This is a genomic window from Pseudofrankia sp. DC12 (genome assembly GCF_000966285.1).
GTDB lineage: Bacteria > Actinomycetota > Actinomycetes > Frankiales > Frankiaceae > Pseudofrankia.
The window spans coordinates 2,575,090-2,589,195 of the sequence record NZ_KQ031391.1; the positions used below are offsets into that span (position 1 = coordinate 2,575,090).

The following is a 14,106-nucleotide window of genomic DNA, read 5'->3' on the forward strand; positions in this document are numbered from 1 at the left end:
ATCGCCGGCCCCAACGGGCGAGAGACAGGCCCGAGAGAGCCGGTGATCGGCAGGCCGTCTGGGCCGGGGCAGCGGAACCGTCACGAGCCCGGATCGACTTGCGAGAACGCGCCGCACGAGGCCGGTGCCGCGGCGACCATTGCCGTATGCAACCAGACGACCGCGTCCTGCTCATCGACGTGGAGAACGTCGTCGGCTCCGTACGACCGCGCCCCGATCTCGTACGCCACCGCGTCGCGCGACTTCTAGAGGCCGCCGGCCCTGTCCACCACAGCGTCGCCTGCTAGGCCCGCCAACAACCCGCCCCCGACGCTCTCATGTCCCTTCTCGCCGAGCTCGGCGTCGCGCCCTGGCCCGTACCGGCCAAACCCGACGCCGCCGACGACGCCCTGCTCCAGCACGCCCGCTACATCCACGAACGCGGCGGGCGGACCTTCACCGTTGCCTCCGCCGACCGCCAGTTCGCGGACCTGGCCAAGCTCGGCGACCTGGAAGTCATCGCCTGGGAGAACCAGCCGGTGGCACGCGCCTTGGAAAAGGCCGCGACCCGAGTACGACGCCTGCCGTACCCAACCACCGGCGCACCCACCGAGCCTGCCCCCACAGCGCCGCGGGAACCCACCCCCACGCATGGCACCACAGCGACCTCCCCGGCCCGCCCGGAGGCCAGGCCAACAGTGTCCTCCGCATTTCCCGGACCGATGTCCGCGCTTCTCGCCGGCCTCGGGATCGGAGTCGGCCAACGCCTCGCAACCGCAATACTCGACCGTCACCACCTGCCGCGCTCGCCTCCTCCATGACCCCGCGATTCCGGCGACAGATGGGGACGAGCGGCCCTCTCATGATTGTGCGACGGCCGGCAACCGGGGGTGCTGCCGCGTCGGCGAACGGGTGCGCCCCTCGGCGGTGAAAGCTTTTCGGCAATGGCTTCCGGTTGGAGGGTCGAAATTCGCACTGCGGAAGTAGAGACCTTTCTACGTCCGGAGGTACGCGATGGCTCCCAAAAGATGGTGGCAGCGGGTCGGGGTGTGGTGGCGTCGGGCCCGTCGCCTGGCCGCGGCGGCGGGCGCGGCATTGCTGCTGATGGTCGGCGGTTCGGATTCGCCCGCGCGGGCCGCGGTGTCCCCGTCTCCGGCAAGTCCGGTGCCAGGAGGTGGGGTGCCGGGGATCGTGGTGCATCCAGGCTGGCAGGACATGCCAGGGCAGGACAAGATCCAGACGTTGCTGGATGTGGCGTCGCAGGTCGGCTTGGCGTGCTGCATCGGATCGGTCGTCATCGGTGGGGCAGCGCTCGGGGTGGGCCGGGCCACCGGCGCCGGGCAGGCCTCAGGCCGGGGCCTGGCGATGGTCCTGGGCGGTGGCGGTGGGGCGGTGCTGATTCTGCTGGCGCCGTCGCTGATCGGCTGGCTCAGCCGATGAGCACCCTGCGAGACCGGCCATCCCTACCAGGCGGAGGCGGTTGGCGGTCGCGGCTGGCCAGCTGGGCCGCGGCCGCCGTGCTGCTCGTCGCGGTAGGCCTGTGCGCGGTGATGGTCTGGCGGCTGGTCCGCCCGGTGCCGGATCGGGTGTGCCCGCCGGGGCCGGCGGTAGTGCGTTCGGTGCCACCGCCGGTCCTGGTCCTCACCGTGGGTGGGGTGAGTTGAATGCCGAATCCGCTGCATCTGCTCGACCTGCCGTCCGACGGGGCCAAGACGCTGGTGTCGGCGCTGGTCGCCGTGTTTGTGAAGTCTTTCGGCGACCGGTTGCATGATCTGCTGGGCGCGGTGTTCACCGGGTCGACGCGGCCGCCGGTGACCGCGGCGAGCTTCGTCGCGGGCGACGGGGCCTATCACACGGTCGCGATGTTCTCCACGGTCCTGCTGGTCGGGACGTTGGTGGTCGGAGTGATCCAGGGGGTGGTGTCGGGCGAGCCGGGGCAGGCGTTCGCCCGGCTCGGCCGCCAGGTGCCGGTCGCGGTCCTCGCGATCGGCGGGTTCCCGTGGCTGGTCGACCAGATGCTGACCCTCGCCGACGTGCTGTCGAACGCGGTTCTGCCGGCCTCCCAGGGCACCCAGCTTGCCGATGCGATGGCGACGCCGCCGACACTCGACGTCGCGGGACTGATGCTGACCCTGGTCGCGTTCGGCGCCGGAGTGTTGGTCGCGATGGAACTCGTCGTCCGTGACGGGCTCGTGCTCGTCGTCGTCGCGCTCGCGCCGCTGAGCTTCGCCGGATCCGTGATGCCGGCGGCGCGGGCGGCGGCGGGCGAGGCCGTCAAGCTCGCGGCGGCCGTGGTGCTCTCCAAACCGGCGATCTACGTCGCGTTGCGGATCGGGATCGACCAGCTTCACGACCACCAACCAGGCGATCTCGTCGCGACCGACTGGGGCCGCTACCTGACCGGGTTGACGGTGCTGGTCGTGGCCGGGTTCATGCCGTTCGTCGTGTGGCGCCTCATGCCGCTCGTCGAGGCGTACGCGCTCGCACAGGGAGTGACGCGGGCGCCGTTCCGGGCGGCGCAGCAGTCTGCCCAGCTCGCGTACTACAGCCGTTTCCTGACCGGCGGCGGACGCGGCGGTCTGCCCGGCGGCGGACGCCGTAGTGGGCAACAAGCCGGCCAGCCGGCGGGCCAGGGCGCCGCGCCCACGGGTCTCGGCCTCCCACGCCGCCTGCCGCCGCCACCCGCGGCCCGGCCAGCACAGGGCCGACGTCCCGATCCCGAATCCGCCGCCCCGCCAGCGTCTGAGCGCCCACGGACAGACAGGCAGCGGCCGCGCCGCCCCGGCGACCCAGGCGGCGCCGCCAGCCGGAGGCGCAACAGATGAGTGACGGGCCGATCTACCGGCTGCCGCCGCAGCGGGCCGGGACTGGGTTCTACGGGCTGACCGTCGCCCAACTGGCCCTGGCTGGTTCCGGGGTGACACTGCTGGCAGTCGCGGCCTTGACCGTTCGCGGGCAGGCCGGGCTGCTCCTCGGTGCTACCGGCATGGTCGGGTCGGTGCTGCTCGCGGTCGTCCGCATCGACGGCGAGCCACTGCACCAGCTGCTGCCGCTGTTGGCCCGCTACGCCCTCACCCACTGCCGGCCGCGCAGGCCCACCCGTTCGGACCGGCCGCCGGCCAGCCCGCACGGACGGGCGTGCCGCCAAAGACACCGCCCGTCGTTGGCAACGTCGCCGGCGGCGGGCGGCACCGGCTGGCCGCAGGACGGTCGGCTGGCGGGTGTGGACCTGCGTGACGTCGAACTGCTCGACGGGCCGCGCGGACTGCTACCCACGAGCGGCGACGGTCCGCCGGTGGTGATCCGCCACCGGGCTGGGGGCGCGGTCACGGTCGTCCTCGAGGTTCGGGGCGGCCCGTTCACGCTCCTGGACGCCGGCGACCAACACCGGGCGCTGGCGGCCTGGTCCCGGGTGCTGGCCCAGACCGCCCGCACCCCGGGCGTCGTCGCGTTCGGCTGGACCCTGCACACCCAGGAGACCCACCCCAACAGGCTGCAGCCCACCAGACCCGTGACGCACCCGCGGGGCGCCGAGCCCAGGGCCAGATCGGCACCGACCAGGGCGCGGGCCGACACGACCGGCAACCACCCGGCGGCACAACCCGCCGGCCGCCTTCCGCCGGCGGCCAGGCCCACGCGGACCCCGACCGATGCCGCACCCTCAGCCGGAGGCGCTGCGGCGGTCGCGTCCTATACCCGGCTGCTCGCCGCCACCCAGCTGCAGCAGCACGACCTCCGCCTCTGGATCACCATCGATCCACGCCGCGGTCAGCGTCGCGCCGGACACAGCGGCCGCCCCGAGCAGGTCGGCTTCGAGGCCGCGGCGTCACTCGCCGCCCGCGCCGCCGACGCCGGACTGACCATCCACGGCGCGCTGACCGCCGCCCAGCTCACCGCCGACCTCACCCGCCAGACCGACCCAGCTCCGTTCCGCCGACCCCAGAACCCGCGGGAACCGGTCGGCCTTGCCGCCCGCGCCGGCCTCCCCGGCGCCCTGACCACCGCCCCGGCCGCCGGTCACGACAGGCGACGCGTGCGCTGGGACGCGGTCCAGACGGGCGAGACCTGGCACCGCGTCTTCTCCGTCGCCACCTGGCCCACCGGGCCGCTGGCCCCCGGCTGGCTTGATCCGCTACTGCACGAAACCCCTGGCGCGAGGACGTTGACGGTCGCGTTCGCTCCCCTGTCGACGCGGGCCTCGCGCCGACGGCTCAACCACGACACCGCCGCCGTCGACCTCGCGCTACAGATCCGCGACCGCCACGCCGTCCGCGTCCCCGACCACCTCGCCCGCGCCCACGACGACATCCGCCAACGCGACGCCGAGATCACCGCCGGCCACCCCGAACTCGCCTACCTCGCCCTGCTCGACCTCACCGCCCCCGACCACCACACCCTCGACGCCGCCACCGGCGAACTCGCCGACCTCGCCGCGCGCGCCGGCATCACCGACCTGCGACCCCTGCACGGCCGCCACCACCACGCCCTACCCGCCGTCCTCCCCCTCGGCCTGACCATCCGCCCCGCCCACCCCGGAGCCGAACGATGACCCGACGCCACCCCACCCGCCGGCTCCGACGCACCCACAACAGGCCAGTCGTGCCGGTGACCCTGCCCTGGCAGGTCGCCACCACCGCCCACCTGTGCACCCTGAGCCCACTGGCGATCGCGACCAGCGCCGGCCACGCCGGGCCGCTGCTCGGCGCCGACCGCCTCGCCGGCGGCCCGTTCCACTTCGACCTCATCGACGCCTACGAAGCCGGCCTCATCCAAGGCCCCAACATGCTCATCTCCGGGGCCGGCGCCCACGGCAAGAGCGCTCTGGCCAAGGCCTACCTGCACCGCACCACCGCCCTGACCACCGTCACCGGTGGCCGGGCACGCTGGACCGCGGTCATCGACCCCAAAGGAGAATGGACCACCCTCGGCCACCACCTCGGCTACGCCGTCCTACGCCTCACCCCCGGCGGCACCCTGCGCGTCAACCCCCTCGACACCGGCCACCGCGAACAAGAACCCAACGGCGCGCGCACCCCTCCCACGGAGACCACCCGCGCCCAGTCCACCGTCGCTCGACAACCAGCCGCGCCCACACCAGCGAAAGGCCCCCAGCCCGACTCCCAACACCGCACACCGACAACCGCGACTATGGCCGGGGCGGACAGCAACGTCGACGCGGTCGCCGCCCAGCGGGCCGCCGTCCTGGAAACCCTCCTCGCCGTCGCCCTAGACCGTCCGGCCCTCGATCCCAGCCAGCAACGCCTCCTCGTCGAGACCGCCCGCCGACTCACCGCCCGACCCGGCGCGACTGCCTCGGGCCCGAACGCACCAACGCTGCACGACGTCCGCCACCTGCTCGCCCAGCCCGACGAGGCGTTCGCCGCCGACCTCGACACCACCCTCGACGAGCTCCTTGAGCGCCGCCGCCCCCTCCTCGACGCCACGGTCACCCTGCTCGAACACGACCTGCGCGGCATCTGCGACGGCCCGACCACCCCTGGCCTCGCCTGGCATACAGCCCCCGGCCTGATCCTCGACCTGTCCGCGCTGCTCACCCAGCCCCGAACCTTGAAACTCGTCCTCACCGCCGCGACCGGCTGGCTCTCGGCCGTCATGTACGGCCAGCCCGCCGCCCACAAAGTCACGATCGTCGACGAGGCCTGGATCGCCCTCGATGATCCCGCCATCGCCCGCCACCTGCACAACCAATGGCGCCTCGGTCGCCAGTTCGGCCAGGTCAACATGCTGATCACCCACGCCATCGCCGACCTACGCACCCGTGCCGCCGCCAGCCCCGGCGGCGCTACTACGGCCGAGGGGCTGCTGAACACCACATCCGTGCGCGTCTACCTCCACCAGAACCCCGAACACGTCGCGCGACTCCTCGCCGAGATGGGTCTGACCCACCGCCAGGCGGCCCTCCTCGGCCAGCTGCCTCCGTTCACCGCCCTCTGGCAGATCGGCTCCCACACCGCGCTGGTCGACCACGTCATCGCCGACGACGAATGGACCTTCGCCGACACCGACGCCGCCATGACCGGCCGGTCGCGGATCGGCGGCCCCTGAAGCCGGGAGAACAGACCTACCTGCGACGCATGACGCAGGCGTACGAGCACCGGCCGCATTTCCGGTCAGCCGCCTTGCTCAAGTGCCTGGTACTCGTGGACGACGACCGTGATCGGCGTTGTGGTCACGAGCGGGTCGAGCGCACCGGTCTGGCCGTTGCTGGCGGTCCAGCCGACCTGCCAGCGGACCGACAGGGACGCTGGCCAGGCGTGCCTGTCCGGCGCAGCGGTCGAGGCGTCCCGGTAGGTATACGAGCAGGCCGGCGGGGCGACCGGCGCCGGCACGGTCGGATCGAAGGCCGGACCAGGGCCAGCGCAGCTGACCGGTGCGGAACCGTCGCCTGGGTCGTACACCAGTGTGTCCGGGGTCGCGGTCACCGTGACGGTGGCCGCGAGCGCCGTCGCGGTCGCCTGTACCCGCACCCACTGCGAAGCGGGTACCGCGAACCAGGTCGCGACCTTGACGACCAGGCCGACAGTCGGGTCCGGCGACAGCACCGGTCGGGGTAGCGGCAGTCGGCGGCGCACCTCGTCGCGTGCCGCGGCGAGTGAGGCTGCCCGGTCCGGGACCGCGAACCACTGCCAGTCGGCGACCGTCCCGTCGCCGCACACCCGCGCATACAGGACCGCTTTGGTTCCACCAGCGGCAGTCTGGTCGAGGCCGCCGTTCATCCCGCCGCCCGGTTGGTCGTCGATCGACGCCGCGACCTGCGCCCAGGGCTTCCACAAACACACCGGTGCCGAAGCGGCCGAACCTCGCGGGCCGCTGGTCGGCGCGGCGCCATCGTTGATCGTGACGGACGACAGCAGTTGCTGGCGGTCTTGGTCGGTCTCGACATGGCCGTCCGCCGTGCTTCCGCCTCGGTCCGTCCAACGAAGCGAGACCGGATCACCAGCCCGCGCGGGAACCGTGTGACCAGCCAGAACCGCGGCGACGATCACGCTGGCAGCGGCCGCGGTCACGACCCGCCGGGCCGTGCAGGACACCGATTTACTCCCTCCCAGCTGTCGAGTACGAGCGCATCGCCGATCTTCCAGGAACCATCGGCCTGTTCTAGCCAGGTAGTTCGTGTACGGCCCCCGCCGGGGGTGTTGTTCACGGTGATCTCCCGTCCGTCTGGCGCGCGATGGACGCCGTCGATCACTGGATCGGTGTCCCAGCCGCAGTCGACGGAAACCGCCCGGCCGGTGGGCGGGAGCGCGTTGACAGTGATGCTCTCGATCACGTAATACGACGCCGGGTCGGGGCGCACGACGTAGCCGTGCTGCGCGAAGAAGGCCATCCGTCCGCGAACGTTGTCGCCGACGACCGACTGGTCGGTGTAGAGAGAGCGCAACGCCGTGACGAGCGCAGAGTCAGATGGGTCGGCGCCAGCGGCGCGGTAGGCGTCGAAGTAGCGTTTCTCGGCCAGGGTGACCGCCGCACGGACCTCGGCGGCGGGGTCGGCTGGCGACGCTGATGGCGTCGAGGCGGCTCCGCTGCTTGTCACGGCTCGGATTGGGGTACCGGCGCTGCTGGTGCCTGAGCACGCCGAGGCAACCAGGCAAAGTCCGAGGGTGGCGGCCGTCAAAACTATCCGGATCGGCCCACGCGGCACCCTTCGCGGGCGACGCGAGGTCCCGTTCCGGCGCCTTTCCGATCCGGCTCGGCCCGAGCCCGTCTCGGGTCGCGCGACCTCACGCAGTCCCGAATTCGAGGAGCGGCGTTGGGCTGGGATGCGACGACGCATCGAACCTCCAATCAGCCATGGCCGGATACGGTGCGTCCCGGCATTTGCGAGGGCCGCTACGGCGCGGCGATAGGGCAAAGCGCGAGGTCAACGCGGTCTCACCCGCCGAGCGGATCAAAGGCACCCGGGCAGATCGTTACCGCTCGGGATCGCCGGTGGCGGCCGAACGATGGGCTGGCGAGATGAACGGTCCGGGCGGCTCGGGCTGGCGCATTCTCGAAATGGTCGTACCACAGGCATTCCATCTCTGGGCAGGCAACGCCTCCAGCGCTGCCAGCGCTGCTGCATCGCCTCGACGTCGGCTGTTCGGAAACTGGACCCATCCACCGTGCCGAGATGACCAAGGGTCACGTCCGGTGCACGGCCCTCGGTCAACGTGGCACGCCACGTCGACTGTGATCGAGCCAGCGGACGCTTGTGGTGGCTGTTCGGGTGGTGAGCTGCCGGTGAAGGTGAGCGAGGTCGGTGTCGGTGTCGCCGGTCGAGTCGGGGTCGGCCTGTTCAGCGCGCAGGTAGGAGTGGTATTCGGCGGTGACGGCGGCCAGGTCGCCGGCCGCGGCGTGGGCGCGCAGCCGGGTCGCAAACAGGCCGGGGTGGGCGGGGTGAACCGCCAGTCCACGCCGGGTCGCGGCAAGGGCCTTCCCGGACTCGTCGCGGTCGAGGTGGAGTTCGGCGAGCAGGAGGGCGGCGCGGACGGCGGTAGCGGTCAGAGCGGAGCCGAGCTCGGCTTCGAGCCAGCCGTAGGTCGCAGGGGTGCCGATGACCAGGTCGAGAGCCGCGTCGAGCACGGGGATGGCGCTGTCGGGGTCGGAACGGTGGGCGTGTGCGTAGTCGAGGCGATGTTCGAGCAGGGCGAGGTCGGTGGTGACGGCGAGGTCGAGGCGTAGGACGGAGCGGCTGTTCGGGAGCCAGGCGCGGGCGTGTTCGCCGGCGAGCTGGACGAGGAGGCGGCGGACCAGGCTGAGTTTGTTGTTCAGGGTGCGGTGTTCCGGCCGGGTGTCCCAGAGGGCGTTCTCGAGGGCGTCGCGGGTGTGGTTGCGGTGGGTCGTGAGCCAGGCGAGTACTTCGAGGATCCGGGGGTGGCCGGGTTCGCCAGTGGGTTGTCTGCCGGTGCGGCTGGTGACTGCTGGCGGCCCGTAGAGCCGGGCCATGATCTGCCAGTCGGGCTCGCGGTAGGGCGGCGTCTGGTCGGCAGCCCGCTCGGCCGGGACCGACGCGAGCACCTCCTGGTGGGCGACGTCTGGCATGGGCATGACTGCCCCTGGTGCCGGTGGCAGCAGGGGCATCCAGGGCTGCGGCGATTCGTCCTGCCGCATCGGAGCTTGGCCGGTGGGTGCCGTCTCCTTGGGCGATGGGGTCGAGGGCAGCGCCGGGACCGCGATGGGAGGGCGAGCGACGTCGCTGAGCAGGTCGGACAGTGCCCTCAGTTCGGCGGCGGCGAGCGTGATGGGCGTCAGCACCAGGCCGAGCGGGTCGAGGCGCCATCGTGGCGTGTTCGCCGTTTCCCGTAGGTCGGCGACGGCGGCGAGCCCGCCTCTGTCACCGGTCGGGTCGTCGTCGTCGAAGTCGTCCGGGTCGGGGTCGCGGGCGCCGGATGCAGGGTCGTCGGTGGGCGACGGCGGGTTGGCGGGACCGTCGAGGAGGGTGAGGCGCCAGTGGGGTTGGTGGTCGGAGGTGGCGGGCCCGATGACGGCGAGGCCGCCGCCGGGGGTGGCGAGGAGCGCGAGGTCGGTGAGCTGGTCGCTTTCGGTGTCGTCGGCGGATGGGGTGACGATCAGTGCGATCGTGGGTTCCCAGTTGTCGGTGGGGGTGGTCGCGCGGGCTTCGAAGGTGGTGTCCGCCTCGGGGGCGACTGCTTCGAGGTCGGCACGCAGCTGGCCGATCTCGGCGGCCGTCGCGGTCAGCAGGTCATCAAGGCTGTCGGCGGGGTGGACGCGGTCCTCGGCGGCGAGGCCGTCGGGGTGTAGGCCGTAGGTTCGGATGGTCGGGGCGACGGCAAGCGGGCTCAGGGCAAGGGTGGCGAGCAGGGCGCGAGCGAGGTCCTGCAGCGCGGCCGGGCCGTGGGTAGCGGTGTCGAGGGTGAGGGTGCCGAGCGCTTCAAGGTCGGCGTAGACGGCGGCGCCGTCGGTTTCGTGGCCGAGCTGGACGAACGCCGGGCACGGCGGGGGCAGCCCGGTGTCGACGTCGGGGAGCGTCGCGTCGGTGGGCAGTGTCCAGACCTGGCCGTGGGCGTCGGCTTCCCAGGGTGGCGGAGGATCTGGGATCGGGTCGCGCAGGTAGACGTCGAGGGTGCCCGTCGAGCGGGCGAGCACGACCTGCGGCAGCGGCCCGCCCTCACCGCCGGGGACCGTGTGCAGATCCGCGAGCGCGCGCAGCGCATGGTCGATCCGCTGGGTGTCCTGCTGCGAGGTGGTCGCGAGCAGGGCCGTGTGGAGGGCCGCGGCGTCCGGGGTCGGCGGTGGCGGGGCGGTGTCCGGGGTGACGGTGGCGTCGCGGCGTCGCCGCCGGTAGGCGACGGCGGCGACCACGGCGGCGGCGAGCAGTCCTCCGCTGAGCCCGGCGGCCAGCGCTCGGGCGAACCGGTACCGCCCGTCGGCTGTGTGGCCCGCGGGTGGGCGCTGGCCGGTCGGCTTGGGTGTGTTCGTCGGCGGCTCGGGGGTGTGTGGCGCGACCGGGGTCGACTGGGCCGGCGACGCCGAGACACCCGGCGTCGGGCTGGGGGGACGGGTCAGCTGCGGCGTCGGTGAGACCGTGGCCGGCGTCGCGGGTGGGCTCGTGACCGGTGACAGCACCGAGGGTCCGGTTGTGGTCCTGTTCCCCGGATCTGGGCGGCTCGCGACGCCCGCGGGCTGGTCTGGGACCGCCGGTGCGGTTGCGGTGAGGTCGATGGTGGGCAGGGTCAGGACCATGCCGGGGTTGATCAGGCTGGGGTGGACGAGGCGGCGACCGGCCGGGTCGGGGGTTCCGAGGTTCGCGGCGAAGACGGCGTCGACGGCGGCGGGGAGCTGGGCGAGGGTGGCGTCTGGGTAGGCGTCGGCGGCGATTGACCAGAGTGTCTGCCCCGGTGCGACGGTGCAGCGCCCGGTCGCAGGGTGCAGCGTGACTGTTGGCGTCGCCGCGCCTGCTCCGCCCGTCGCGCTCGCGGTCGCCGTCGCGGTGGGGGCGAGGGTGAACCAGTCCTCGAGGCTGAGATCGCCGAGATCCTGCGGTCCGGTGGTGGTAACCGCGGTAGTGGCGATGGCCTGGCCGGTGGCGGGCGGCCCGGTGGGGGTGGCGGCGAGCGCGGCGCGGCTGGACAGCAGGGTGATCGCGACGCTGGCGGTGGCGATCCAGCGGGCGGCGCCGTGCCGAACGGCCCGGGGTGCCGGCGCGCCACCGTGCCCTCCTGCTCCCTGCCCACGGCCCGCGGTGATCGCCGGCCGTCCTACCGTCGACGCTCCGCGACCCGGGCTGGCGGTGGTGCGTGGGCCTGGCCGGCGGCTGGCGGTGGCGATCTGGGTGATGGCTTCCCAGGCGAGGCAGAGCGCGAGCCAAGCCCAGAGCAGCCAGCTGGCGGTGGCGATGGCGTTGGGTAGTACGTCGGGGTGGATGTAGCCGGCGAGGAGCAGCTGCCACCAGCGGCCGGGTTGGAAGGTCGTTGGTAGCGGGTAGCCGCGCCACGTCCACAACAGCAGTGGCACCCCGCCGAGAAACGCGATCAGGGCGACCAGCGCGGCCAGGCTGGTGATGACCTCGCCGGCTCGCCTTCGCCGTGTGCGGCGATCTGGTCGGACCGCGGCGGGCGCCGGGCCGCGTCGGGGTGGGGTGGCTGGGTGTCTGGTGGCCCGCGGGGGCATGGGCCTGCCTTCCTGGGGTGGGGGTCAGGGGCCGGTGGTGGCGGTGGCGGTGCGGGTCTGGGTGACGGTGGCCTGGGTGTGGCCGGTGAGGGCGAGGAGGCGGTAGTCGACGGTTTCGGTGACGGTGACCGTGACGGTCAGCCCGTTGATGTCGATCGCGGTGGGCTGGGCTTCGGGGTGGCGGGCGAGGTAGGCGCGGGCGTCAGTACTCGCTCGGGTGGGGTCGAGGGTGGGAGTGCCGGTGCGCAGGCTGGTTTCGTCGAGGGCCTGGGCGCCGGCGCGGGCCGCGCCGGCGGCGAGGTCGGAGGCGTGGCCGGCGGCGTCCAGGGTCCGGCCGGCGTCGAAGATCAGGCCGGCGAGTAGCAGCGCGCCGGCGAACAGGACCGCCAGCGTCGCGCTGACCGTCCCCTGATCGCCGGCCGCCGGGGACGGGCGGTCGTCACTCGCCGGGCTCATGGGCCGCCGTGGCACGTATGCGGGCCGACGGTGCCGGGGAGTCATGGTGTGGTGAGGGTGGGGTCGGAGCGGTAGTGGTCGAGGACCGCGTCGCCGCTGGCCTGGGCAGTCCGGCTGGCGACGAGGACGTCGAACTGGCAGCGCACGACGACGGTGACGACGGTGAGCTCACCGGTCGTCGAGATCGCGGTGTCGACGCCGGTGGTGTGGCACAGGCCGGCGCGCAGGTTGCCCCGGGCAGTCGCGTCGGCGATGGCCGTCACGTCGCTGGGGGTGGTCGCGAGGGAGGCGGCGCGGGCGGCCTGTCGGGCGGCCCGGCCGACCTGGGCGGAGGCGGTCGCGTCGAGGGTGGCGCCGGCGACGACGAGCAGCGCGAGCAGCAGCACGGGCAGCGCGAAGGCGAACTCGAGGGCGTATGACCCCCGATCCTGGCCGGGCGGTGTGCGCGGGGCGGCATGGCTCATCGGGCGCTGGTCCCGGCGTCGGGCAGGAAGCGGATCGTCGGGCCGGTCGCGGTCCGGGTGACCGCGCCGCCGAGCAGGGCGGTGACGGTGACGTCGACGGTGACCGTCGCGGCGGTCCGGGTCACGGTGGTGTGCACGGTGGTGATGGCGCCGCTGGAGCGGGCGATGCCGGTGGCGACATGGCTGGCGGCGGCATCGGTCCCGCCGTCTGCCTGGGCGGTCTCGAGGGCTCGCTGGGCGGCGGCGTCGGCGCCCTGGGCGGCCAGCCAGCGCATCCCGACCAGCAGGATCAGTGCGAACAGGGCGAGGACCGCGCCCATGACCACGGCCAGCTCGACCGCGCCCGCTCCCCGGTCCCGGCGCCCGCCCGGCCGGCGCCGGCCGGGGCGGGGGCCGCCGGGGTGGGGACTCATCGGCAGGTGGTCCCGTCGGTTGAGGTGCAAATGCTGTTCGCGGCACCTTCGGCCTTCGCGCGGAGGATCGCGACGACGGCGATGGCCATCGCGATCGTGCCGAGCGCGATGACCGCCATGGTCAGTGGGCTTTCGCCCCGGTCATCGCGGGTGAGGCGCCGCGCGGCAGCCGTAGCCTGCGCGGCGGCCCGGGCGGGTAGGGCGGTCAGCCACAGGCCGGTGAGGGTGAGGTAAAGGGCCAGTCGGCGCATCGCGGTGCTCCTTGTCGCGAGGACGTTCAGGGGGTGAGACCGGTGGAGGACAGGGCTGCGAGTAGCGGGTAGGTCAGGAACGCGACGAACACCAGCGCGACAGCGGCCGCGGGCAGTTCCAGCTCGGCGTCGGCTCTCGCGGCGTCCGCGCGGGCGGCGGCGGCTTCGGCGGCGCGCAGGTGGATGGCTTTGGAGTCCATCGCCTCGACGGGGGACGCGCCGCGCAGCGCGGAGGTGACGGTCAGCCGTAGCTCCCGCCATTCGGCGAGCGGTATCCGGGCCGCGAGGGCGTCGAGGCCGGTGTCGGGGGGCTGCTGGCGGGCGGCGGCGCTGGTGAGGGCGTGCCGGATCTGTTCGAAGGCCCAGCCGTGGCCGGCGTCCGCGGCCAGGCGCAGCACGGCGTGCAGCGGCAGGCCGCTGGCGAGCAGGACGCGGGTGAGTTCCAGGTAGACGGCGACCGCGAGGCGGGCCTCCTGGCGGCGGCGGGTGGCGAGCTGGCGGACCGGCCGGTCGACCAGCGCGACCCCCACGAGCGCGCCCAGCGGCACGGTGACGAGCGCCGCCGGGCCGGGCAGAGCGGCAGCGGTCCCCGTCGCGGCGACGATGGCTAGGGCGAGGGCGGCGCCAAGGCGGGCGGCGGTGTGGACGGCGTCGTCGCGGCCGGCGATCGCCAGGTCCTCGGCGAGCAGCAGCCGGCGCGCCCGCGTCGGCCCGGCCGCCGAGGTGACCTGGCCGTTCAGCCACGCCCCACCCGCCCGCGCCCACAGCGCCGCCCGGGCCGGCCTCGGGAGTCCCGAGAGCGCGGCCCGCGCGGCGACGAACAGGCCCAGCCCGGCGCAGCCGCCCGCGAGACCGGTCAGCAGCCCGGACGCGGGGACGCCACTCACCACGCCACCGCACCCACGCCGAGCA

15 protein-coding genes are annotated in these 14,106 nt (G+C 73.5%); 6 read left to right on the forward strand and 9 right to left on the reverse strand.

The window, feature by feature from the left end; all coding sequences use genetic code 11:
- Window positions 1–80 precede the first annotated feature (80 nt).
- Window positions 81–230 (reverse strand): TIGR03746 family integrating conjugative element protein, encoded by a 150-nt coding sequence (locus FRADC12_RS33010; RefSeq protein ID WP_232303716.1) that lies wholly within the window; start codon window positions 228–230, stop codon window positions 81–83.
- Window positions 231–317: 87 nt separating this feature from the next.
- Between FRADC12_RS33010 and FRADC12_RS10325 the strand changes: the two genes are divergently transcribed.
- From FRADC12_RS10325 to FRADC12_RS10350, 6 genes are all read left to right on the forward strand, one after another.
- Window positions 318–800 (forward strand): NYN domain-containing protein, encoded by a 483-nt coding sequence (locus FRADC12_RS10325; protein WP_045876488.1) that lies wholly within the window; start codon window positions 318–320, stop codon window positions 798–800.
- 358 nt (window positions 801–1,158) lie between these two features.
- Window positions 1,159–1,419: a hypothetical protein gene (locus FRADC12_RS10330; RefSeq protein ID WP_052710808.1), complete on the forward strand. Its 261-nt coding sequence runs from the start codon at window positions 1,159–1,161 to the stop codon at window positions 1,417–1,419.
- On the forward strand, window positions 1,416–1,643 hold the full coding sequence (locus FRADC12_RS10335) for a hypothetical protein (RefSeq protein ID WP_045876489.1): 228 nt from the start codon (window positions 1,416–1,418) through the stop codon (window positions 1,641–1,643). Before FRADC12_RS10330 ends, FRADC12_RS10335 begins: the two co-directional genes overlap by 4 nt.
- Window positions 1,644–2,804 (forward strand): hypothetical protein, encoded by a 1,161-nt coding sequence (locus FRADC12_RS10340; protein WP_052710809.1) that lies wholly within the window; start codon window positions 1,644–1,646, stop codon window positions 2,802–2,804.
- The gene (locus FRADC12_RS31070; RefSeq protein ID WP_045876490.1) at window positions 2,801–4,528 is read left to right on the forward strand and encodes an SCO6880 family protein; all 1,728 of its coding nucleotides are present in this window, start codon (window positions 2,801–2,803) and stop codon (window positions 4,526–4,528) included. The genes FRADC12_RS10340 and FRADC12_RS31070 overlap by 4 nt, the downstream gene beginning before the upstream one ends.
- Window positions 4,525–6,045, forward strand: coding sequence for a putative type IV secretion/conjugal transfer ATPase (locus tag FRADC12_RS10350; RefSeq protein WP_045876491.1), 1,521 nt, complete (start codon window positions 4,525–4,527; stop codon window positions 6,043–6,045). The genes FRADC12_RS31070 and FRADC12_RS10350 overlap by 4 nt, the downstream gene beginning before the upstream one ends.
- Before the next feature lie 65 nt (window positions 6,046–6,110).
- Here FRADC12_RS10350 and FRADC12_RS28265 read toward each other — a convergent pair whose 3' ends face one another.
- From FRADC12_RS28265 to FRADC12_RS10390, 8 genes are all read right to left on the reverse strand, one after another.
- On the reverse strand, window positions 6,111–7,031 hold the full coding sequence (locus tag FRADC12_RS28265; RefSeq protein ID WP_052710810.1) for a hypothetical protein: 921 nt from the start codon (window positions 7,029–7,031) through the stop codon (window positions 6,111–6,113).
- The gene (locus FRADC12_RS28270; RefSeq protein WP_052710811.1) at window positions 7,004–7,534 is read right to left on the reverse strand and encodes a hypothetical protein; all 531 of its coding nucleotides are present in this window, start codon (window positions 7,532–7,534) and stop codon (window positions 7,004–7,006) included. Before FRADC12_RS28270 ends, FRADC12_RS28265 begins: the two co-directional genes overlap by 28 nt.
- Before the next feature lie 611 nt (window positions 7,535–8,145).
- Complete coding sequence (locus FRADC12_RS10365) at window positions 8,146–11,610, reverse strand: hypothetical protein (RefSeq protein WP_157488778.1); 3,465 nt, start codon at window positions 11,608–11,610, stop codon at window positions 8,146–8,148.
- A 24-nt stretch (window positions 11,611–11,634) separates the two neighbouring features.
- Window positions 11,635–12,066, reverse strand: coding sequence for a hypothetical protein (locus tag FRADC12_RS10370; protein ID WP_045876493.1), 432 nt, complete (start codon window positions 12,064–12,066; stop codon window positions 11,635–11,637).
- 41 nt (window positions 12,067–12,107) lie between these two features.
- Window positions 12,108–12,530, reverse strand: coding sequence for a TadE/TadG family type IV pilus assembly protein (locus FRADC12_RS28275; RefSeq protein WP_052710812.1), 423 nt, complete (start codon window positions 12,528–12,530; stop codon window positions 12,108–12,110).
- The gene (locus tag FRADC12_RS34020; protein WP_045876494.1) at window positions 12,527–12,943 is read right to left on the reverse strand and encodes a hypothetical protein; all 417 of its coding nucleotides are present in this window, start codon (window positions 12,941–12,943) and stop codon (window positions 12,527–12,529) included. The genes FRADC12_RS28275 and FRADC12_RS34020 overlap by 4 nt, the downstream gene beginning before the upstream one ends.
- Window positions 12,940–13,194: a hypothetical protein gene (locus FRADC12_RS10385; RefSeq protein ID WP_045876495.1), complete on the reverse strand. Its 255-nt coding sequence runs from the start codon at window positions 13,192–13,194 to the stop codon at window positions 12,940–12,942. The genes FRADC12_RS34020 and FRADC12_RS10385 overlap by 4 nt, the downstream gene beginning before the upstream one ends.
- A 26-nt stretch (window positions 13,195–13,220) precedes the next feature.
- Window positions 13,221–14,084: a type II secretion system F family protein gene (locus FRADC12_RS10390; RefSeq protein ID WP_232303717.1), complete on the reverse strand. Its 864-nt coding sequence runs from the start codon at window positions 14,082–14,084 to the stop codon at window positions 13,221–13,223.
- Window positions 14,085–14,106: the final 22 nt, after the last annotated feature.